The 19,939-nt window shown below is 32.4% G+C and carries 23 protein-coding genes; 12 read left to right on the top strand and 11 right to left on the bottom strand.

Translation table 11 applies throughout. From position 1 onward, the window contains the following. Window positions 1–51 precede the first annotated feature (51 nt). Window positions 52–1,113 carry an oxidoreductase gene (locus tag OD917_RS01135; protein WP_263521709.1) on the top strand — a complete coding sequence of 354 codons (1,062 nt, stop codon included), beginning with the start codon at window positions 52–54 and terminating at the stop codon, window positions 1,111–1,113. Between the two features lie 70 nt (window positions 1,114–1,183). Here OD917_RS01135 and OD917_RS01130 read toward each other — a convergent pair whose 3' ends face one another. The 4 genes from OD917_RS01130 to OD917_RS01115 all read right to left on the bottom strand — a co-directional run bounded on the left by OD917_RS01130 (window position 1,184) and on the right by OD917_RS01115 (window position 3,942). Continuing rightward, complete coding sequence (locus OD917_RS01130; RefSeq protein WP_263521708.1) at window positions 1,184–1,642, bottom strand: sensor of ECF-type sigma factor; 459 nt, start codon at window positions 1,640–1,642, stop codon at window positions 1,184–1,186. 31 nt (window positions 1,643–1,673) lie between these two features. Further along, window positions 1,674–2,093 (bottom strand): hypothetical protein, encoded by a 420-nt coding sequence (locus OD917_RS01125; protein ID WP_263521707.1) that lies wholly within the window; start codon window positions 2,091–2,093, stop codon window positions 1,674–1,676. A 33-nt stretch (window positions 2,094–2,126) separates the two neighbouring features. After that, window positions 2,127–2,669: an RNA polymerase sigma factor gene (locus OD917_RS01120; RefSeq protein WP_263521706.1), complete on the bottom strand. Its 543-nt coding sequence runs from the start codon at window positions 2,667–2,669 to the stop codon at window positions 2,127–2,129. A 79-nt stretch (window positions 2,670–2,748) separates the two neighbouring features. Then, the gene (locus OD917_RS01115) at window positions 2,749–3,942 is read right to left on the bottom strand and encodes an SRPBCC family protein (RefSeq protein ID WP_263521705.1); all 1,194 of its coding nucleotides are present in this window, start codon (window positions 3,940–3,942) and stop codon (window positions 2,749–2,751) included. Between the two features lie 417 nt (window positions 3,943–4,359). On the opposite strand from OD917_RS01115, the gene OD917_RS01105 reads away from it, so the two are divergent. Continuing rightward, entirely contained in the window at window positions 4,360–4,740 is a 381-nt protein-coding gene (locus OD917_RS01105) for a nucleoside triphosphate pyrophosphohydrolase family protein (protein ID WP_263521703.1), read from the top strand. 22 nt (window positions 4,741–4,762) lie between these two features. On the opposite strand, the gene OD917_RS01100 is transcribed toward OD917_RS01105, so the two are convergent. Then, complete coding sequence (locus OD917_RS01100) at window positions 4,763–5,113, bottom strand: hypothetical protein (RefSeq protein WP_263521702.1); 351 nt, start codon at window positions 5,111–5,113, stop codon at window positions 4,763–4,765. Window positions 5,114–5,196: 83 nt separating this feature from the next. Next, window positions 5,197–6,267 carry a branched-chain amino acid aminotransferase gene (locus OD917_RS01095; protein WP_263521701.1) on the bottom strand — a complete coding sequence of 357 codons (1,071 nt, stop codon included), beginning with the start codon at window positions 6,265–6,267 and terminating at the stop codon, window positions 5,197–5,199. Window positions 6,268–6,576: 309 nt separating this feature from the next. Between OD917_RS01095 and mnmD the strand changes: the two genes are divergently transcribed. Together mnmD and OD917_RS01085 are read left to right on the top strand one after the other, a co-directional pair. Continuing rightward, window positions 6,577–7,239, top strand: a complete 663-nt coding sequence (gene mnmD / locus OD917_RS01090; RefSeq protein ID WP_263521700.1) for a tRNA (5-methylaminomethyl-2-thiouridine)(34)-methyltransferase MnmD — start codon at window positions 6,577–6,579, stop codon at window positions 7,237–7,239. A 166-nt stretch (window positions 7,240–7,405) separates the two neighbouring features. Next, complete coding sequence (locus OD917_RS01085) at window positions 7,406–7,603, top strand: hypothetical protein (protein WP_008468486.1); 198 nt, start codon at window positions 7,406–7,408, stop codon at window positions 7,601–7,603. Between the two features lie 32 nt (window positions 7,604–7,635). Here OD917_RS01085 and OD917_RS01080 read toward each other — a convergent pair whose 3' ends face one another. Next, window positions 7,636–8,580, bottom strand: coding sequence for a LysR substrate-binding domain-containing protein (locus tag OD917_RS01080; RefSeq protein ID WP_202003428.1), 945 nt, complete (start codon window positions 8,578–8,580; stop codon window positions 7,636–7,638). 107 nt (window positions 8,581–8,687) lie between these two features. Between OD917_RS01080 and OD917_RS01075 the strand changes: the two genes are divergently transcribed. The 4 genes from OD917_RS01075 (at window position 8,688) to can (ending at window position 12,052) form a co-directional block, all read left to right on the top strand. After that, a complete protein-coding gene (locus OD917_RS01075) occupies window positions 8,688–9,167 on the top strand; it encodes a Dps family protein (RefSeq protein ID WP_095928924.1) in 480 nt (159 codons plus the stop codon). A 122-nt stretch (window positions 9,168–9,289) separates the two neighbouring features. Continuing rightward, a complete protein-coding gene (locus OD917_RS01070; protein ID WP_263521698.1) occupies window positions 9,290–9,571 on the top strand; it encodes a hypothetical protein in 282 nt (93 codons plus the stop codon). Between the two features lie 84 nt (window positions 9,572–9,655). After that, on the top strand, window positions 9,656–11,296 hold the full coding sequence (locus OD917_RS01065) for a SulP family inorganic anion transporter (protein ID WP_263521697.1): 1,641 nt from the start codon (window positions 9,656–9,658) through the stop codon (window positions 11,294–11,296). Between the two features lie 120 nt (window positions 11,297–11,416). Next, window positions 11,417–12,052, top strand: coding sequence for a carbonate dehydratase (gene can, locus OD917_RS01060; RefSeq protein WP_184160776.1), 636 nt, complete (start codon window positions 11,417–11,419; stop codon window positions 12,050–12,052). A gap of 45 nt (window positions 12,053–12,097) precedes the next feature. Here the strand turns inward: can and OD917_RS01055 are convergent, their stop codons facing one another. After that, window positions 12,098–13,300, bottom strand: a complete 1,203-nt coding sequence (locus OD917_RS01055; protein ID WP_263521696.1) for an LETM1-related biofilm-associated protein — start codon at window positions 13,298–13,300, stop codon at window positions 12,098–12,100. Between the two features lie 109 nt (window positions 13,301–13,409). Beyond that, on the bottom strand, window positions 13,410–13,937 hold the full coding sequence (locus tag OD917_RS01050) for a superoxide dismutase family protein (RefSeq protein ID WP_263521695.1): 528 nt from the start codon (window positions 13,935–13,937) through the stop codon (window positions 13,410–13,412). A gap of 214 nt (window positions 13,938–14,151) precedes the next feature. Here OD917_RS01050 and OD917_RS01045 point away from each other — a divergent pair, with 214 nt between their 5' ends. From OD917_RS01045 to OD917_RS01030, 4 genes are all read left to right on the top strand, one after another. Beyond that, entirely contained in the window at window positions 14,152–14,586 is a 435-nt protein-coding gene (locus OD917_RS01045; protein ID WP_263521694.1) for an META domain-containing protein, read from the top strand. A 4-nt stretch (window positions 14,587–14,590) separates the two neighbouring features. Beyond that, window positions 14,591–15,115, top strand: coding sequence for a DUF4251 domain-containing protein (locus tag OD917_RS01040; RefSeq protein WP_263521693.1), 525 nt, complete (start codon window positions 14,591–14,593; stop codon window positions 15,113–15,115). 69 nt (window positions 15,116–15,184) lie between these two features. Next, window positions 15,185–16,063 carry a transporter gene (locus tag OD917_RS01035; protein ID WP_263521692.1) on the top strand — a complete coding sequence of 293 codons (879 nt, stop codon included), beginning with the start codon at window positions 15,185–15,187 and terminating at the stop codon, window positions 16,061–16,063. A gap of 84 nt (window positions 16,064–16,147) precedes the next feature. Beyond that, the gene (locus OD917_RS01030) at window positions 16,148–16,633 is read left to right on the top strand and encodes a hypothetical protein (protein WP_263521691.1); all 486 of its coding nucleotides are present in this window, start codon (window positions 16,148–16,150) and stop codon (window positions 16,631–16,633) included. 50 nt (window positions 16,634–16,683) lie between these two features. Here the strand turns inward: OD917_RS01030 and OD917_RS01025 are convergent, their stop codons facing one another. Together OD917_RS01025 and OD917_RS01020 are read right to left on the bottom strand one after the other, a co-directional pair. Continuing rightward, entirely contained in the window at window positions 16,684–17,700 is a 1,017-nt protein-coding gene (locus OD917_RS01025) for a glycoside hydrolase family 18 protein (RefSeq protein WP_263521689.1), read from the bottom strand. A gap of 310 nt (window positions 17,701–18,010) precedes the next feature. After that, entirely contained in the window at window positions 18,011–19,816 is a 1,806-nt protein-coding gene (locus OD917_RS01020) for an acyl-CoA dehydrogenase family protein (protein WP_263521688.1), read from the bottom strand. Window positions 19,817–19,939 lie beyond the last annotated feature (123 nt).

Below are 19,939 nucleotides of genomic sequence, written 5' to 3'. Positions count from 1 at the left end.
GATATTTTATAAATAATCGTATTTTAGCGTTAACCAAATTTTAAGTTTCCTATGAAAAAACTCGCTTTATTTTGTGTTATTTTTATTTTATTGATGTCTTTTAGAACATTTAATTATAAAACTGATGCTGTTTACAATAATGGATTTACATCAATGACCGTAGACACCTTATTCAAAGACAGAATTAGTATTAGAGCAATTTTAATTGATAAAAATAAAGTTTGGTACGGGGCAGATAATTCTCGTTTTGGTTATTATGATTTGGACAAAAAAGAAAAATTTGAAGAACATATTTACCGTGATACGCTTAAATTAGAATTTAGAAGTATAGCACAAACTTCGAAAGATATTTTTTTGCTAAGTGTGGCAAATCCAGCGCTTCTTTATTCTGTTTCTAAAAAAGACCGTAAAGTTAAATTGGTTTACAAAGAAATTAATCCGAAAGTTTTTTACGATAGCATGCAGTTTTGGAACGATAAGGAAGGAATTGCTATTGGAGATCCAACAGAGGATACTTTTTCGATTATTGTTACACGAGACGGAGGAGAAACTTGGACAAAATTATTGTCTGATAAATTGCCAACAAATAGTACTGGTGAAGCTGCTTTTGCGGCCAGTAACACTAATATAGTTATAAAAGGAAATGATACATGGCTAGTATCAGGCGGTAAAAAAGCACGTGTTTTTTATTCTTCAGATAAGGCAAAAACATGGAAAGTTGTAGAAACTCCTATCGTACAGGGAAAACAAATGACAGGAATTTTTACTGCCGATTTTTACGATTCTAAACAAGGTTTTATTGCAGGAGGAGATTACGATCTTCCCAATAATAAAGCTAATAATAAAGCTTTTACAAAAGATGGCGGTAAAACTTGGGAATTAATTGGTCAGAATATGGGATTTGGTTATGCCTCTTGCATACAATATGTTCCTGGTGGGAATGGAAGAGAAATTGTTTGCGTAGGTTCAGAAGGAATACAATATTCTCAAAATGGAGGTGAAAACTGGATGCAGCTTTCTACAGACACCAAATTTTTTACGATTCGTTTTGTAAATAGAAATACTGCAATTGCAGCAGGACATAATAAAGTAGTTCGGCTGAATTTTAAATAAAAAATAAGAACCCTAAATAATAAAGTAAGTATTATTATATAGGGTTCTTATCGCTGTTGTTTCGTTAATCTTAATCTTTATTAGCTTTGTCGCGGTATTGCTGCAGTAATTTTCGATTAAAGTCGTCTTCAGATTTTTTAAGCAATAATATTTTCTTTGCAGGAAGTACTTTCTTAAGACTGTTCATGTATTTTTCGCGAAGCTGGTATATTTCTTTATCAGTACTTTCGATTTGAGATAATAATGTAGCAGCTTCTTTATCCGAAAGATTTTTAAGACTGTCATCTTTTAGCTGTCTCAGATAGGTTTTCATTTTTAAATACTTCAATTCATATTGCTTATCATCGTAAGCATTATAAATAGGCCAGAATTTTTCGGCTTCAGTTGAAGTCAATTCTAACTCTGTCGTTAAAAATGACACTTTAAAAGCTTTAATTTTTTCTCGCTTTTCATCAATTTTTCCATTTTGTGCAAAAATTGAAAAACTTGTCAGAAATAGCAATAGCGGTAAAATGTTTTTTATTTTCATTGTTAAGCTAAGTTGTTGAGTTAAGTTTGATTTAATTTTGTTCTGAAATTAAGTGTTCTAGGTTTGGACTTGTTGCCAAGATGTCTTCTAACGTTTCATCTTCCAAAGTAACGTCGTTGCCTAATTTTTCGATATCGCTGTCATCTAATTTTTGAATTAAATCGTATTGGCTTATATTCGAATGATAGGACAAATAATTTTCTAAAGTAGCCTCGTCAAGATCTGTTGAATTTGTTCTGTAATTATTTATGACAGGAATTAACAATGCAAAGCCAATTATGGCAGCGGCAGTTGTCCAAAGTGTTTTTTTACGTTTGTAAAAAGGAATTACCTTAACCTCTTTTTCGTTTAATTGCTGTAAAACCTTATCTGAAAAATTATCAAAATAGTTTTCTGGAGTTTTAAATCCAGATTTTATTTTGGGTTCGTTTTCTAATTTAAATGTTTTCATAATACTTATAAGACAGTTTTAGTTACAAAAGGTTTAATTTGATGTAACATATAATTCGATTTTTTTTACTGCGTGATGATAAGATGCTTTAAGAGCACCAACAGATGTTCCTAAAATATCTGCAATTTCTTCATATTTCAATTCTTCAAAATATTTCATTTTGAAAACTAATTGCTGTTTCTCTGGAAGCGTTACAATTGCTTTTTGAAGTTTGATTTGAATTTCATCTCCGTCAAAATAAAGATCGGCTTTTAAATTATCAATCGTTTTATTTTGCAGATCTTCAGACGTAATACCTCTCAATTTTGCTTTTTGCGATAAAAAAGTCAAAGCTTCGTTGGTAGCAATACGATACATCCAGGAAAAAAGTTTACTTTCTCCTTTAAAGTTTTTAAGATTTTGAAAGACTTTTACAAAAGTGTTCTGTAATACATCATCAGCATCATCATGATTCAAAACAATGTTTCGAATATGAGAATACAATGGGCGCTGATAATCAGACAAGAGTTTTTGAAACGCAACATTTTGCGTTTCAGGGGTTAATAGTTGTTTTATAAATTCTTTCTCGTCTATCAAACTTTTTGTTTTGTAAACTTTTTTAATAGAAGTTAGACAGAATTTAATGCAAAAGGTTTAATGAACCTTTGAAAATTATTTAAAACTCTGAGTCTTCTTCTTGTGCAGGTGTTTGCGTTGGAGCAGGAGCTGGTGCAGCTGGCTTGCGTTTTACAGGTTCTGTACGCGGCTGTTCAGTACGTGGTTCACTTGTTGTTTCGCCAGTATTTTCTGGAGCATAAACAGGATCGGTAACAGCAGCAGCAGGAACTACTTTTGGTTTTATTGGGAAATAAATTTCAGTCACCAATTTAGATGAAGCTTTTACATCCAATTTGCTTAGAGTCAAAATTTCAAGATGCGACCAGCTTAAATCCGGAATAATCTTTTGATTGTTGATATAAGCTGTTGTTTTTGCAATAGCTTCATTTCTGTGAGAATAATCTCCATTAAGGGTTGTTTTTACAGCATCAAAACCATTTAATTTTCCTGCTAAAATATCACTTCCTGAACTTGTTGAAATTTCTTTATTTATAGGAAGACAGATCGAAATTTTTGCTAAGCCAGTTTTAGTGTCGTAAGTATGATAAATGATAAAAGGTTTTCCTACTGCAGACAATCCATTTGTTTCACTAAAATGAATAAGCTTCGGAATTACAATTCTGGCATTTTTGCTCACCTTGGCAATTTCGCTAGTAAAAGTCTGTTTGATATAAGGAGTTTCTGTTTTCTTTACCACTCCGTCTACAGTAAAAGCAAAAGTTTTGGTTTCGTAATCTAAGTTTTTGTCAATATTGGCTAAGCTTTTTTCATAGATAGTTCCAATAACTCGGTCAGAACCGCCATGAAGCGCGGTGTATATTTTAAATAGAAAACTCATCGTTCCTTTTCCTTTCCAAGTAACTTTTGTTTTTCCGTTCAAAGTATCTTTTAGAGTCCAATTTATATCAGCTTCTGTACCATCAAACTGCATTTTCTGGTCGATGCTTTCGCCTTCTTTTGTTTTAAGGATGATAGAATTTCCTTTTCCGTCTGTACCATCCCAATAAAATGTAGCTCCATTTCCGCTAGTTTTATTAGCGTAGGTCATTTTAATAGTTGGATCTTCAACCGACCATGATTCAAAATCTTCGTAATTTCTAAAGTCGTTCAGGTAGTTATAAACAGTTGCACGAGGCGAATTGATAACTTTACTTCTTTCTACAGAAAAATCTCCTTTCTGAGTAGCAACAAAAACAGTAAGAGCAACAAAGCTTAAAAGTGCAAAAAGAAATAAATACTTTAGAATTTTCATGGCAGATTAATTGGTTTCGGTAAAGTTATAAATTTTATTATGAGTCTTACTAATAACCCAGAATTATTAGGTTTTATTTTATTGTGACCGGAATAATTTATCTTTTTAGAAAGATTTTAATTACGAACAAAAGGACAATGAAAAGCAGAAAGGCAAGGAGTACTTTGTAATTTCCTTTATAAAAGACTTTGTGTAATTTTAAATCTTTTCGATAAGCAAATATCATAATGATTACAAAAACGATAAAAAAACATATTCCAAATTGTATTTGACCTTGACTAAACATAGTTATAAAAAATTTTGGCAAATTTAAAGATTTGTAAACGATTTGCTGCTAAATTGCCTTTTCATTTCATTCAATAAATTTCAGATTTATAAGAAAGTGACTTAAATTAGCAAAAAAAAGAAAACTACTATATGAAAAAACAACTTGACGCCGTAACCGAATTTCACACTGCTTTTAAAATTGGCCACAGCGCAACTCCAATTGCCGATGTGGGAGCAGAGAAAAAATTACTTCGTTACAATTTAATGAAGGAAGAAAATGAAGAATATTACGAAGCGGTTCAAAATAATGATTTAGTTGAAATTGCAGATGCACTTGGAGATATGATGTATATTTTGTGCGGAACAATTATAGAGCATGGACTTCAAGATAAGATTGAAGCCGTTTTTGATGAAATCCAACGCAGTAATATGAGTAAATTAGGAGAAGATGGTCAGCCAATTTACCGTGAAGATGGAAAAGTAATGAAAGGTCCAAATTACTTTAAACCAGATTTTTCGAAGCTCTTGTAAAAGATAAAATTTGAAATTGAATTTAAGAGTTTTCTAATTCTTTTATCAATTGCGTTAATTTTTGTTGCCAATAAATAGTGTCAAAAATAACGTTATATTGATTTTTTAAAAGTTCAATTAATATTTTTGAAGATGTAATTACCCTGCTAATGAAAATTATCTCTTCGGCTATTGAAAATGAGGAAGGCTCTGGGGGATAATTGTCGTTATATTTTGATTGATAAATATTATTCAATGTATTTATTTCGTCTTTTAAATAAGAATCAATTTCAAGAATGTCAATCTCAATATTTTCGTAGATTGGATTTTCATTATCTTCTTCAATCCATATAGGAGAGCAGAAATATTCTAAGCTATATTTTAAATTTCTCATACTGCAAATCTGATAATTATATTACAAATAAAAAACCCGATAAAACTAAATTTATCGGGTTTCTTTTTTAATATGGTTTTGGATTATTGAACTTTAACTGTCCAACCAAAAGTATCTTCAGAAAGTTTGTTTTGAAGACTTGTTAATTTTTCTTTTAAGAAAGAAGCATAAGAATTCTCGATTGGAGCCATTTCAAAATATTCATCTTTGTAAGAGAATCCTTTGATAACGCTAATTACTGCAGCAGTTCCAGCTCCGAAGATTTCTTTCAAAGATCCGTTTTTAGCAGCTTCTACCAATTCAGAAACAATTACTGGGCGAACTTCTACTTTTAATCCTTCTTTTTCAGCCATTGCGATCAAACTTTTTCTAGTAACACCATCTAAAATTCTTTCGCTTGTTGGAGCTGTCAATAAAGTATCGTTGATTCTGAAGAAAACGTTCATTGTTCCAGCTTCTTCTAGTTTTGTATGCGTTGCATCATCAGTCCAGATAACTTGTTGGAAACCATCTTTGTTTGCCAAGTTAGTTGGGTAAAATTGAGCAGCGTAGTTTCCAGCAGCTTTTGCAGCTCCGATTCCACCGTTTGCCGCTCTACTGAAATGCTCAGCAATGATAACTTTTACTTCACCTCCGTAATAAGCTTTTGCAGGAGAAAGTAAAATCATAAATTTATATTCATCAGAAGGATTTGCGATAACTCCAGGACCTGTAGCAATCATAAAAGGACGAATGTACATACTAGCTCCGTTTCCTCTCTGAATCCATTCTTGATCAATTTTCAATAATTCATTTAAACCATCCATAAAAATAGATTCTGGAATTTCTGGCATTGCCATACGAACAGCAGAATTATTGAAACGTTTGTAATTTTCATCTGGTCTAAACAACCAAATGTCATTATTTTCGTCTTTATAAGCTTTCATTCCTTCAAAAATAGCTTGTCCGTAGTGGAAGACTTTTGAAGATGGATCCATCAAAATAGGAGCATAAGGCTTAATGACAGGATTTTGCCATTGCCCGTTTTTAAAATCGCATTCGAATAAATGGTCTGTAAATACAGCACCAAAACTTAAGTTGTCAAAATCTACTTCGTTTATTTTTGTAGAAGTAGCTTTAATGATTTCAATTTTGCTCGTTTGAGTTGTACTCATAGTTATGTAAGTTTTTTGTGAGATATTTTTCACTATCAGAAATTCTAAAGTGATGATATCGTGTAAAATGGAATTTATTGAATGCAAAATTACGTAAAAATCTGTAAAATGCTTGGCGAAAATTCATTATTTACTCGTTTTGACTGAGATTTGTTTATCCTATAATAAACTCAAATATTTAATTGATTTTTATAAAGATTTTATGAAAAAAGTATCGTTTTTTAAGGCTTTACGCATTTGTTTTGACTAATTTTGAATATTAAAATGGCTTGAAAATCAATAAAAAGCCATTACTAAATTCTTAAAAAGGTGAAAAGGGAAATAATTAAAACGCTAGATGGCTCAACTACAATTCGTTTGCCAGAATGGGACGAATGCTATCATTCTAAACATGGTGCAATTCAGGAAGCGAAGCATGTTTTTATTAAAAACGGACTTTCATTATTTGATAATCCTATAAGTATATTAGAAATAGGTTTTGGGACTGGTTTGAATGCTTTTATCACGTATTTGGAAGCTATTAGAAAAAATCAGAAAATAGATTATGTTGGAGTAGAAGCGTATCCAGTTGATGCAGATGAAATCTTGGAGATGAATTATGCCGCTGAACTTGAGGCATTGGAATTTGAGAACATTTTTGAGAAAATGCATAAAAGCGAATGGAATGAAAAAGCAGAAATTTGCGATCTGTTCTCGTTAACCAAAAGGAAACAATTTTTTCACGAAATAAACGATTTTGAAATTTTTGATTTGATTTACTTTGACGCCTTCGGATATAGAGTGCAGCCGGAGCTTTGGAGTACTGAGATCTTTCAAAAAATGTACAATAGTTTAAAACCAAACGGCGTTTTGGTTACATACGCAGCTCGAGGAGTTGTTAAAAGAAGTATGATCGAAGTCGGATTTACAGTAGAAAAATTAACAGGACCTCCAGGGAAAAGAGAAATGTTTCGAGCTTTTAAAAGGGTTTAAATGAATAATTTAGAATAATTCTACATTGATTTATTTGTTTTAAGAAAACGTATTCGTTGCTAAAGTTTTTAAAAAAATAAGTTAAAAGTAATATTTATGTTGGTTATTTGTTTAAATTTGGTTCGAGTTTAAAAAAATAGATAACCCCCGAAAATCTTATTTTATTATGTCAAAAATGATGTTTGATTACACGAAATCAATACTTGAAAGAGTTAGTTTCGATCCGGTACTTTTCTGCAAAGAGTTAGAAAAAGCTATCAAAACACTGTTACCTTACGAAATGGAACAATTGCAGGAATGGTTACTGAATTTCGTTGTCGGAAAACCAGAATTAAAACAAAGTCTACAACTAATTAAAGTATAAAAAGAAAAGGAGCCAAATTGGCTCCTTTTTTATTATGCTTTCTTTTGTAATGGACTTATGATTTGAACATTCTGAAAAACAATTGCGCCTTTTACAACGCCTGCAATTGTAGATCTGAGTGCATCAATGATTTGCATCTTTAATTCGCTCTTTGGGTAAATCAAACTTACCTCTCGAGCTGGTTTTGGTTCCTTAAAATTACGAAGTTTCAGTTTGTCGGATTCTTTTAAGTCTAGGGTGTGCAAGTACGGAAGTAACGTTGTGCCAAGGCCTTCGTCTGCCAATTTAATTAAAGTTTCAAAACTTCCGCTTTGAATCTGGAAATTAGTCTGGTCGGCGTCTGAGACATTTTTGCACAAATTCAAAATACCGTCTCTAAAGCAGTGGCCGTCTTGTAAAAGCAGAATTTCATTCAAGTTTAAGTCGGCTACTTCAATTTCTTCTTTCTGGAAACTAGCATGATGCTCAGGAATGTAGGCTACAAATGGCTCGAAATACAATACGATTTCTTTGATTTTTTCGTCTTCAAGCGGAGTTGCGGCAATTGCAGCATCTAGATGTCCGTTTTTAAGTTTCAAAATTATTTCCTCCGTATTAAGCTCTTCAATTAAGAGTTTTACTTTTGGATATTTTTTAATGAAATTATTCAAGAACATTGGCAGAAGCGTAGGCATAATCGTTGGAATAATTCCTAAACGAAATTCTCCGCCAATAAAACCTTTTTGCTGTTCTACAATATCTTTTATACGATCAGCCTCGTTTACGATGTTTTTTGCCTGACTTACAATTTTCTGTCCTATATCAGTAAGCTGAATCGGTTTTTTGCTTCTGTCGAAAATTAAAATATTAAGTTCTTCTTCAATTTTTTGTATTTGCATACTTAAAGTTGGCTGTGTTACGAAGCATTTTTCAGCAGCAAGAGTGAAGTTTTTATGCTCAGCAACCGCTAACACATATTGCAATTGAGTTATAGTCATGTTGATAGTAATTTGTGATGCAAAAATAAGAAAATATAATTTTTATTTATGTTTATTTTAGTAAAGTTACTCTAAATTTGTAGTAAATTAGTGTAAAAAATTAAATTATGAAGACAAATATTTTAGGATTACCTGTAAAAGAATCAGAATTGTTAGTAAAAGAACTGAACGTTTTATTGTCAAATTTTCAAGTGTATTATCAAAACTTGAGAGGAATTCACTGGAATATTCGCGGAAAGCGCTTCTTTGATTTACATGTAAAATTTGAAGAATTATATACAGATGCACAATTAAAAATAGATATGATCGCAGAAAGAGTACTAACAATAGGAGGAACGCCTTTGCATACTTTTGAAGATTATATTAAAAACAATAAATTGACGGTTGGAAAAAACATTTCTAACGATGAAAAAGCAGTTCAATTGATTGTTCACTCTTTATCAGATTTGTTAAAAATTGAAAGAGAAATCTTGAACAAATCTGACGAAATTAATGATGAAGGAACCAATTCTATGATGAGCGACTTCATTGCAGAGCAAGAAAAAACAATTTGGATGATGAATGCTTGGTTAGAAGAAACTTTGTAAATAATTGTTTTTTAAATAATTAAAAGCAGAATGTAATAAAAATTGCATTCTGCTTTTTTGTTTATGTTAAATTTCTATAAAAATCTCTTTGATTTTATTTGTTTAACGCTATTTTTGCTTTGATGAAATTTGTAGCCCGCATATTATTATTCATATTTATTGCCTTCTTATCGACCCCAACAATTGTTCAGGCGTTAAAGAAAGGGAACAGTGCGGCTATATCTTTTAGTATTACTGAAGAAGAAGTACATAAAGAACTTAAAAATGTAGTTCATCCAACTATTCTAGAACATGAAGTTTTAATCCCGGTTTGCATCGAGAAAAAAACTATTATTTCTGAAAATATTGTCATGCTAGACAATATTTCTCCGAGCATATTTGCTCCACCACCTAACGTAGCATAATACTTCCGATTATTTTGAACTTTAGCCACATTTCTATCGAGATGTGGTAAATCTTTAATGAATAATTTTTTTTAGTATTATATTATGACAAAAAAAATCAATCTTTTTGCCAACCTTAAATCTGATTTTGCTTCAGGTTTAGTGGTTTTCTTGGTGGCTCTTCCGTTGTGTTTAGGTATCGCAATGGCTTCTGGAGCACCATTATTTTCTGGAATTATTGCTGGTGTTGTGGGTGGTATCATTGTAGGATATTTAAGCCAGTCGCATATTAGTGTATCAGGTCCAGCTGCTGGGTTAACAGCTATCATTTTAACCGCAATTACCGATTTAGGAGCTTTCGATGTATTTTTAATGTCTGTTTTTATTGCTGGATTAATTCAATTGGCATTAGGATTTTTAAAAGCCGGAAGTATTTCGAATTATTTTCCAACAAACGTAATTGAGGGAATGTTAGCGGGTATTGGAATTATTATCATTTTAAAACAAATACCTCACGCTTTTGGTTATGACGCAGATTTTGAAGGAGATCAGGCTTTTATTCAAAATGATGGAAGCAATTCATTTTCATTTCTATTTGATGTTTTAAATCATATTCACTTAGGAGCTGTGGTAGTTTCCGCAGTTTCATTGGTAATTTTATTAGCGTGGGATAAAGTTCCTTTCTTAAAAAGAATAAAACTGGTTCCAGGTGCTTTGGTTGCCGTAATTGCAGGAGTAGTTTTGAATGAAATATTTGTATCTGCAGGAAGCACTTTGGCAATTGCAAAAGAACATTTGGTTTCTTTGCCAGTTCCAAAATCTTTTGATGATTTTAAATCAATTATAATTACCCCAGATTTTACTGCTGTTACAAATCCGCAGGTTTGGGTAGTTGCTATTACAATTGCCATTGTCGCTTCTATTGAAACGCTTTTATGTATAGAAGCTACTGATAGAATGGATGTGCAAAAACGTTACACAAATACTAATGTTGAGCTTAGAGCTCAAGGTATTGGTAATATTGTGAGTTCTCTTTTAGGAGGTTTGCCAATGACTTCTGTAGTAGTAAGATCTTCTGCGAATAATAATGCAGGAGCAAAATCTAAAATGTCGGCCATTATTCATGGCGTACTTTTATTATTAAGTGTATTGTCTATACCAGTAATTTTAAACAAAATTCCATTAGCAACATTGGCGACTGTTTTGATTTTGGTAGGATATAAATTAGCAAAACCAGCAGCCTTTATGCATTTCTGGAAAAAGGGTAAATACCAGTTTGTCCCTTTTATTGCAACTTTGGTCTTTGTCGTTGCGACAGATTTGCTAAAAGGTGTTGCGTTGGGAATCGTTATTAGTATTATTTTCGTTTTGCGAGGAAACTTAAAAAGAGCTTATGTTTTCAAGAAAGAAGAATATGAAGATGGCGATATCATTCATATTGATTTAGCTCAGGAAGTTTCGTTCTTGAATAAAGCGGCAATCAAACAAACATTGGCTGAAATTCCAGAAAACTCTAAAGTTATAATCAATGCGCACGATACAGAATATATTTCGCATGATGTATTGGATTTGATTCGCGAGTTTAAAGAAACCAGAGCAATTGATGAGAACATAAAAGTAAAGCTTAAAGGCTTTAAAGAAGCTTACGAACTAGAAAATACGCCAGAAAACCATAATCATGTTACAATCGAACATTATTATGATGTGGCAAAAAGAGAACTGGTTAAAAAAGAGGTTGTTAGATAAGAATAATTAAATTTAGGTATTTTTAAGGCCGTAGAAATGTCAAATTTTAGGTAACTTTACATTTAAGTTCTTTTTTGAGACATTCCTAGAATTAGAAATTACCACACAAAAAATAAAAAAATGAGAAAATTTTATGAGCAGTTATTAGAAAATAATAAAAAGTGGGTTGAAACTTCATTAGCAAAAGACCCTAATTATTTTGCTGATTTGGCAAAAGGACAACAGCCGCCACTATTATGGATTGGATGTTCTGATAGCCGTGTTCCTGCAAACGAAATTGTTGGTGCAAAACCAGGTGAAGTTTTTGTACACAGAAACATCGCTAATATGGTTGTTCACTCTGATATGAATATGTTAAGTGTTCTTGATTATGCAGTAAATGTTTTGAAAATAAAACATATCATTGTATGTGGGCACTACGGTTGCGGAGGTGTAAAGGCAGCAATGGGGCATCAATCTGTTGGAATTATAGACAACTGGTTACGTCATATTAAAGATGAATACCGTCTTCATGATAAATATTTAAACTCTATTGAGAACGAAGAAGAGCGTTTTAATGCTTTTGTAGAAATCAATACTAAAGAACAAGTTTACAACTTAGCAAAAACATCTATTGTGCAAAATGCTTGGAAAAATGGCCAAGATTTAATGCTGCATGGATGGGTTTACGGATTAAATTCAGGTTTTGTAACTGACTTAGATGTAAACATTGCTTCGAATGATGAATTAGACGAAGTTTACCAATTAGATCTTTAATAGTTAGAAATAAAAATCGCCCAGTAAAAAAAAGGGCGATTTTTTTTATTCGTTTTCGTCTAAATTCTCATTAAATGCTGATGGAAGCATGGTTGGAATAAACTTAATTAATATCGGCAGTAATAAACTTCCTCCTGGAAGTAAAAATATGGTCAGCGACGGAATGGTTTTGCAAATGTCCAAAAGCTGTTTTTTTACTTTTTTCTTTTCCTTTGCATCCAAATCTCTTGTTGTAGAGTAGGCAAGGAGAACCATCAATTCTTTGCTTTGAACAATTTCTTTAATCAATCTGTTTTTATTTCTTATGATTAATTTGACAACACTATGAGTCATTTGATCATAAAAATGTTTAACAGGATTAGAATAATTAAAATAAGGAATTTTCTTTTTATGGGTTGTAATAAAAGTATTGGTTGTATCCATGCTTTTGGTTACAAAATCATCACCAACTCCCATTGTTGAACCCAATGCATATAAGAAATACGATTCTTCATTTTCAACAATTCCGTCACTCCACAGCGCCATTCCTGCCATGTCGATTAAGTAATATTGTTCTAGTTTGTTTTTAAAATATTCAAGATTTAAAGTTTCTAAAGTATCAACCGTTACTTTTGAAAATTTAGAATATCGAATAGAAGCTTCAAAAAGCTTGATTAATAAATCGTCGTGCTGCGATTTTGAAGTTTTGGTTTTTAAAGCTAAACCCACAATTCCTAAAACAGTTTCTTCAATTCTTTTCAGGTATTTTTCTGGAATTTCACCATGCTCTAAATATTGTCTGAAAGCTAAAACATCAATAAATAGCAATGCATTAGTTACTAAATGCGAAAAGTTTTTACTAATTATACTGTCATTGGTTTGAACTCTTTGGTCTATAATGTTTTCCAGAGAAAGGGCAGGCGTATCTTTAGGCAATAAAATTTTAAACAAATTAAACCCTTCTGGATTCATTTGTTTGTAAAACTTTAAAACTTCTGAAATAAAATTTTTAGGTTCCGAATTTCTTTTCTCTAAACAAAAAACATGATATAAAGTATTTAGTAAAGCTACTTTCGAAATTTCGGTTTTAAACCAGCCTTTTATCGGAATCGGCATTTGAGAATCTATAGCAATAATATGACCATAGATAAATCCCGTTTCTCTTACTTTATAGTAAAACGAATCTACAGTTTCAAAAGGAATTGCTTCTGAAAACTTTTGTTCACTAAAAAACTTATCGATCCAGCCTGGTGCTGATGGGTTAATCATTGATTTAATTTTGCTGATGCAAAGCTATATCTTTTTCTTCTTTTAGAATTCATTTTAAATGAAATAACCACTAGATTTTGTTAAAAAATAGTGGTTATTATGATTTTTCTTATTTGATGATTCCTGCGCAAGCAACTCTTCCTCCTGCATTTCCTGTTGGCTGAGTTGTAAAGTCATCTGTTCCAGCATGTACAATTAAGCCTTTTCCTAGAACATCTCTGTTAGTGTCTCCACATCCAATACACCATTCATCAGTAGTTAGAGTGATCGATCCATTACCTTTTGCATCAGCAGTAAAGTTTCCGATATCTCCTTTGTGATATTCGCCAACTCCCCATTTTCCATGTTTTTTGAATGTTGGATTCCAGTGTCCTCCAGCTGAACTTCCGTCTGCAGAACTGCAATCTGCTTTTTCATGAATGTGGATTGCGTGAACTCCAGGTTCTAAACCAGTAATTTTTGCAGTAAAAGTAACTTTTCCATTTTTCTCGACAAAAGTGGCAGTTCCAGCTACTTTACTATTGCTTTTTGGTTCTAATGCTACAGTCAAAGTTTTAGCATCATTTGATTTGTTATTTGTTTTACAGCCAACAATTAAGGCTGTAATTATAGCGAAAGAAACGATTAGTTTTTTCATATCTACGGGCATTTTTAATTAAAGATTAAGTAAATTTAACATAAAATAATGGAATTGATTAACTCTAAAAGTTAAAAAAAAGTCAAACTATACGTTATAATTTAATGCTGATTGAGTTAAAGACGGAAAATATTGTTTAAATTCGTAGAGGTTTTTAACGAATACTTTCTAAAACCATTTTTATCTAATTCGCTCACATTTAATCCTTAATGTTATGATGAAAAAGATTTTTGCCCTCATTTTTTTTAGTTTGCTTTTAATTTCTTGTAGTGTTTTTAAGTGTAAAAAAACAGATTCTGTTTCAAAACTTGATGGAACTTGGGAGTTGAATTATATCACTGGTCCGCGAATTACTTTTGATGGATTATATCCAAATAAAAAGCCTACGATTGTTTTTAATACTAAAGAAAAACAAGTCTCTGGAAACAATAGCTGTAATTCGTATACAGGAAAACTGAATATGGCAGGAAACAAAATCGATTTTACACAACCCATGGCGGTAACTAAAATGATGTGTTTAGATGGTCAGGGCGAACAGACTTACATGAGTACGCTGCAGAAAATTACATCTTATGATATTACAGATGATGGAAAAACATTGAATTTTATTTCAGGAGATATTGCAATGATGCGTTTTACTAAAAAATGATAGTATGAAAACTACAATATCAGTTTTGTTGATTTTTTTGAGTGTTTTTAGTTTTTCAGCTTTGGCACAGGAAAAATCTAAAAAAGAACTTAAAGCAGAAAGAGAATTACAGAAACAGAATGAAATTAAAGCACTTATAGCTTCTCAAAATTTTATTTTTGAAGCTCAAAAAGTGACTCCGCAAGGTGGAAGATTAATTCAGCTGGATTACAATACTTATTTTTTAAATTTTAATGCAGATCATACAACTTGTGATCTTCCTTTTTTTGGGCGCGGTTACAATATAGGATATAGCACTGATGGCGGAATAAAATTTGAAGGGAAGCCAGAGAACGTTAAAATTGAGAATAAATCGAAAAACATCAATGTCAAAGCAACTGTTAGGGGGCAAAATGATGTTTATGATTTAATGTTTAGAATATTTTACAACGGTACAGCAACATTGTCTGTTACTAGCAATAATAGAGCCCCAATTAGTTACGATGGAATAATAAATCCTCCTAAAACAACGGAGAAAAATGTAGAATAATTCATTGCTAAACTTGTCACAAATTCACTTGAATATATGGTAGGAAAGTTTTTTTTGTTATTTAAGTGTTTGATTTTATTTTTCTCTTTTGGTACGTTGACTCTTTATGGTCAGGATTTGGAACCTCGAGCTTATGCGAATGTTCCAAAAAAATTGAATGTAATTGCCGCTGGGTATGTTTTTATGAATGGAAATGTGCTTACAGATCCTTCGTTGCCAATTGCAGATTTTACGCTTCGAAGCCATAATCTGGCTGTAAATTACGTTAGAACTTTTGGTGTTTACAATAAACTAGCGCGTATTCAAGTGGCAGTTCCTTATTCTTTTATGGATGGAGAAGTAACGCGAACAAGTGGAGATGTTTTGACTGGTTCCAGAACCGGTTTTGCAGATACGAAGATAAGATTCGGGATCAATCTTCTCGGTTCTCCCGCATTAGATAAGTCTGAATTTAGAGCTTTTCAGCAGAAAACTATTCTAGGAGTGAGTTTAGTAGCTTCTATCCCAACAGGAAAATATTACGATGATAAACAAGTTAATATAGGTACAAACCGTTGGGGGTTTAAACCAGAAATTGGAGTCTCAAAACGATTTACTCATGTTTATGCCGAAGCATACGCTGGAGTTTGGTTTTATACTGATAATAATGATTTCATGGGTAAAAAAATGGAGCAGAAATCTACTTATAGTTTACAAGCTCATGCTAGTTATTATTTTAAAAATCAAATGTGGCTTGGTTTTAATACGACTTGGTTTTTTGGAGGAAAAACAATTATTGATGGCGTTGCCGAAGACAGTCAAATTGATAACTGGCGTGTTGGAGGTACATTCTCAACTCCAATTGCAAAAGGTCAGTCTGTTAGATTACAATATCATATTGGAGCTTATACCAACAACGGATTAAATTACTATGCTCTATCAGCAGTTTATCAATATTCATTTTTTTAAAACGTGTTTTATGTTTTAAAGTGTTAAAAATCAGTATATTTGAGTATGCATATATTTTTTAAAAACAAATTTAAAATTAAAACTATGAAAAAATTAAGTCTTATTCTTATCATGGCAGTAGCCTCATTTTCATCTTATGCGCAGTCCTCTTACAAAGAAGATTTAGAAGTAGTACAAAGTGTTTATGGAAAATCTAAAGCTGAGCTGGTAAAACAGTACATGAATTTATCTGATGCGCAAGCGACAGCCTTTACTAAAATTTACGATAATTATGAAACGTCGCGAAAAGCTTTAGGCCAGACAAAGTTTCAATTGATAAATGATTATGCTGCGAATTACGAAACTTTAACTGATGCTAAAGCAGATGAATTAGCCAAAGCAACTTTGAAAAATCACATCGACTATGAAAAACTTTACTCCAAAACCTATAATCAGGCAAAGAAAGCAATTGGCTCAATAAATGCTGCAAAATTTATTCAGCTTGAAGTTTATCTTCAAACTATAATTAGAAGCGAAATTTTAGAAGCTATTCCGTTTATTGGTGAATTGGATAAGAATAAGGTGCAATAACCTTTTACAATATATAAAAGAAAAAGGGAATCAATTTGATTCCCTTTTTCTTATTTTGCGGTTTTGACTTTGTAAATTTCATTTACCATTCCGTCACGGAAACTGTCCAAAGTAAGTTCCCAGAACATTATTCCGCCTAATTTTTTAGCTTTTACATATTCCGCTTTTGCTTTAATAGATTTTAAATCATCTGATGTAGCAAAAGTTTTAGTTGATGCATTGTACCAATATGGTGCTTGAGCTTTTTCATCATAAAAATATTTCCAGCCGTTAGCTTCAGTATAAGTTGTTGCAAAGTTTTTAAAGTTTACACCTTCAATATGTTCTCCAGCTTGATACAATCCGTTATTGATGTTTTCTACATTTTTCCATGTTCTAGAATAAAATGCACCTCCAATAATTAATTTTTCAGCAGGAACACCCTGTTTTAATAAAAACTCAACAGCTCTATTAGTTGATTCTTCTTTTGCATTTGTGCTATATAATGGAGTATGATGACCTGTAACTTTAGAATATCCATTTACTAAATCATAACTCATAATGTTGATGCGATTTACTAATGGAGTTATTGCTTTCCAGTCGATTGATTCGTCCAAGTACTTTTGGAATCCTCCAGCAGCAAAACTTAATTCGTATTTTTTGCCTAGTGTAGAACGTAATATTTTTACCAATTCAGTAAAGTTTGGTTTGTCAACTGGTTGATACAAATGTCCAGGAAGACCTTCAATTGCTGGATATTCCCAGTCTAAATCTAATCCGTCAACTTTATAAGAATCACTTATTTCTTTTACTGATTTTGCAAATTTTAAACGTCCTTCAGCAGTTGAAAAAGCATTAGAGCAAGGTTCACAGCCTCCCCATCCTCCAAGAGACAAAATGATTTTTAGCTGAGGATTTTTCGCTTTAAGCGAAACTAAATGTTTAATTGTAATTGAATCTTTAGCAGAATCGACAGTTAGCTTGCCGTCTTTTAAATGACAAAAACTAAAAATGATTTGGTTTAATTTACCAACTTCATATTTGTCAATAAGTTCTGAGTCGCCAGTATAATAGGCGATTATGTCCATTTTTTTGTTTTTTTGCGCGAAGGTAGTCGTGATACCAAAACACAATAAAAATGATGCGATTAGAGTAATTTGTTTCATTATTTTGTTTTTAGCGTTTTTTAGAATGATAAATATACTGCAATACATTTGATATTTAACTATCCTAGACGTCTCTAAAAGTTAATTTTAACGAATATTTTGCAAATAGTTGCAAAAATATTGCGTCTTGTAAGTGATATCTTTCGAAGTAAATATTTGGAAAAAATAAACCCGCACAGTTTCGGACTTGTGCGGGTTTATAACAAATTAAAAGCTAAAAACTATTTTGAAATTAGAAGCAGTATGAATTTTCTGCCACTAATTTTTCTGCAATTTTTTCTCTAAGTGCCACAACATTTGGCAGATTAGTATATTTAGTAAAACGTTTAAGTCCCATTAACATCATGCGTTGTTCATCACCTTCAGAGAATGACGCAATTCCTTCTTTTCCTCTCAAGTTTACAATGTCTACAGCTTTGTATAAATATAATTTTGCCATAGCGATTTGCTCTTGAACTTTATCTTCGCCTTGAGCTTTTGCTAATTTTTCAGTTCTTAATATAGTACTTTCAGCCATGTAGATTTCGATTAAGATATCAGCTGCAGCCATTAATAACTGTTGGTGAGAATCTAAATCTGGGCCATATTTTTGAACAGCACTTCCTGCAACCATTAAGAAAACTTTTTTCAAGTTAGCTACGATTACTTTTTCTTCTGAGAATAATTCAGAGAAATCTGGAGTATCAAAAGATGGAATTCCCATTAATTCTTCTTGAACTTTCATTGCTGGTCCAAGTAAATCAACGTGTCCTTTCATTGCTTTTTTGATCAACATGCCTACAGAAAGCATTCTGTTGATTTCGTTTGTTCCTTCGTAGATACGAGCGATACGAGCATCTCTCCAAGCACTTTCCATTGGAGTATCTTCAGAGAATCCCATTCCACCAAAAACTTGAATACCTTCGTCAGAACAGTTTTGAACGTCCTCAGAAACTGCTACTTTCAAGATAGAACACTCGATAGCATATTCTTCAACACCTTTCAATTCTGCTTCTTGGTGAGAAGTTCCTTCTGCTTCACGAGCAGCAATTCTGTCTTCGATATCTTTTGCAGCACGGTAAGAAGCACTTTCTCCAGCGTAAGCGTTAGTTGCCATTTCAGCCAATTTTGAACGGATAGCTCCAAAAGATGAAATAGAAGTGTTGAACTGAATTCTTTCGTTAGCATATTTTACAGCTCCAGAAGTAACTCTTCTTTGTGCATCTAAACAAGCAGCCGCCAATTTAATGCGACCAACATTTAAAGCGTTCATTGCAATTTTGAAACCGTTTCCTCTTTCAGATAGCATGTTTTCAACTGGAACTTTCGTTTCGTTAAAGAAAACCTGACGAGTAGAAGAAGCACGGATTCCTAATTTATGCTCTTCTTCATTCATAGAAATTCCGTTTGAAGGATCGTTTTCTACGATGAAACCTGTGATATTTTTATCATCTCCAATTCTAGCAAAAACGATGAAAACGCTACAGAAACCTGCATTCGAAATCCACATTTTTTGTCCAGTGATAGAGTAGTATTTTCCATCTTCAGATAAAACTGCTTTAGTTTTTCCTGAGTTGGCATCAGATCCTGCACCTGGCTCAGTCAAGCAATAAGCACCAAACCATTCTCCAGAAGCTAATTTCGGAACGTATTTTTTCTTTTGTTCTTCAGTACCATAAAGAGTAATTGGCATAGTTCCAATTCCTGTATGTGCACCAAAAGCAGTTGAGAACGAACCTGTTGCCCCAGAAATGTAGTCGCAAACTAACATTGTCGAAACAAATCCCATTCCTAATCCGCCGTATTCTTCAGGAACTGCAACTCCAAGAAGTCCTAGTTCTCCAGCTTTACGCATAGAAGCTTCTGTATAAGCGTAATCTTTTTTCTCAAAACGATCTTTATGCGCCCATAATTCTTTATCAACGAACTCTTTTACAGAGTCACGCATCATTAACTGCTCTTCCGAGAAATCTTCTGGTGTGAAGATATCCTCGCATTTTGTTTCTTTAACTAAAAACTGACCACCACGAGTCACGTTTTTTTCGATTGTATCTGCCATTGCTTATGTTTTTTTATTTTTTGTTTATGCTCAATTTTGTCATTTCGACGAAGGAGAAATCGCACTAGAAGCTCCGCAACGTAATGTGCCAATCTTTGTAGATTACCGAGTGCGATTTCTCGT

Source organism: Flavobacterium sp. SH_e (assembly GCF_025717045.1).
Classification (GTDB): domain Bacteria; phylum Bacteroidota; class Bacteroidia; order Flavobacteriales; family Flavobacteriaceae; genus Flavobacterium.
The sequence above is the reverse complement of the archived record's forward strand: the minus strand, read 5'-3'. Positions and strand labels throughout refer to the sequence as shown.

Excerpts from the sequence above, each read along its gene's own strand:
- OD917_RS01135 (WP_263521709.1), top strand. The coding sequence starts at position 52 with ATGAAAAAACTCGCTTTATTTTGTGTTATTTTTATTTTATTGATGTCT.
- OD917_RS01130 (WP_263521708.1), bottom strand. The coding sequence starts at position 1,642 with ATGAAAATAAAAAACATTTTACCGCTATTGCTATTTCTGACAAGTTTT.
- OD917_RS01125 (WP_263521707.1), bottom strand. The coding sequence starts at position 2,093 with ATGAAAACATTTAAATTAGAAAACGAACCCAAAATAAAATCTGGATTT.
- OD917_RS01115 (WP_263521705.1), bottom strand. The coding sequence starts at position 3,942 with ATGAAAATTCTAAAGTATTTATTTCTTTTTGCACTTTTAAGCTTTGTT.
- OD917_RS01105 (WP_263521703.1), top strand. The coding sequence starts at position 4,360 with ATGAAAAAACAACTTGACGCCGTAACCGAATTTCACACTGCTTTTAAA.
- OD917_RS01100 (WP_263521702.1), bottom strand. The coding sequence starts at position 5,113 with ATGAGAAATTTAAAATATAGCTTAGAATATTTCTGCTCTCCTATATGG.
- OD917_RS01095 (WP_263521701.1), bottom strand. The coding sequence starts at position 6,267 with ATGAGTACAACTCAAACGAGCAAAATTGAAATCATTAAAGCTACTTCT.
- OD917_RS01085 (WP_008468486.1), top strand. The coding sequence starts at position 7,406 with ATGTCAAAAATGATGTTTGATTACACGAAATCAATACTTGAAAGAGTT.
- OD917_RS01080 (WP_202003428.1), bottom strand. The coding sequence starts at position 8,580 with ATGACTATAACTCAATTGCAATATGTGTTAGCGGTTGCTGAGCATAAA.
- OD917_RS01075 (WP_095928924.1), top strand. The coding sequence starts at position 8,688 with ATGAAGACAAATATTTTAGGATTACCTGTAAAAGAATCAGAATTGTTA.
- OD917_RS01070 (WP_263521698.1), top strand. The coding sequence starts at position 9,290 with ATGAAATTTGTAGCCCGCATATTATTATTCATATTTATTGCCTTCTTA.
- OD917_RS01065 (WP_263521697.1), top strand. The coding sequence starts at position 9,656 with ATGACAAAAAAAATCAATCTTTTTGCCAACCTTAAATCTGATTTTGCT.
- can (WP_184160776.1), top strand. The coding sequence starts at position 11,417 with ATGAGAAAATTTTATGAGCAGTTATTAGAAAATAATAAAAAGTGGGTT.
- OD917_RS01055 (WP_263521696.1), bottom strand. The coding sequence starts at position 13,300 with ATGATTAACCCATCAGCACCAGGCTGGATCGATAAGTTTTTTAGTGAA.
- OD917_RS01050 (WP_263521695.1), bottom strand. The coding sequence starts at position 13,937 with ATGAAAAAACTAATCGTTTCTTTCGCTATAATTACAGCCTTAATTGTT.
- OD917_RS01045 (WP_263521694.1), top strand. The coding sequence starts at position 14,152 with ATGATGAAAAAGATTTTTGCCCTCATTTTTTTTAGTTTGCTTTTAATT.
- OD917_RS01040 (WP_263521693.1), top strand. The coding sequence starts at position 14,591 with ATGAAAACTACAATATCAGTTTTGTTGATTTTTTTGAGTGTTTTTAGT.
- OD917_RS01030 (WP_263521691.1), top strand. The coding sequence starts at position 16,148 with ATGAAAAAATTAAGTCTTATTCTTATCATGGCAGTAGCCTCATTTTCA.
- OD917_RS01025 (WP_263521689.1), bottom strand. The coding sequence starts at position 17,700 with ATGGACATAATCGCCTATTATACTGGCGACTCAGAACTTATTGACAAA.
- OD917_RS01020 (WP_263521688.1), bottom strand. The coding sequence starts at position 19,816 with ATGGCAGATACAATCGAAAAAAACGTGACTCGTGGTGGTCAGTTTTTA.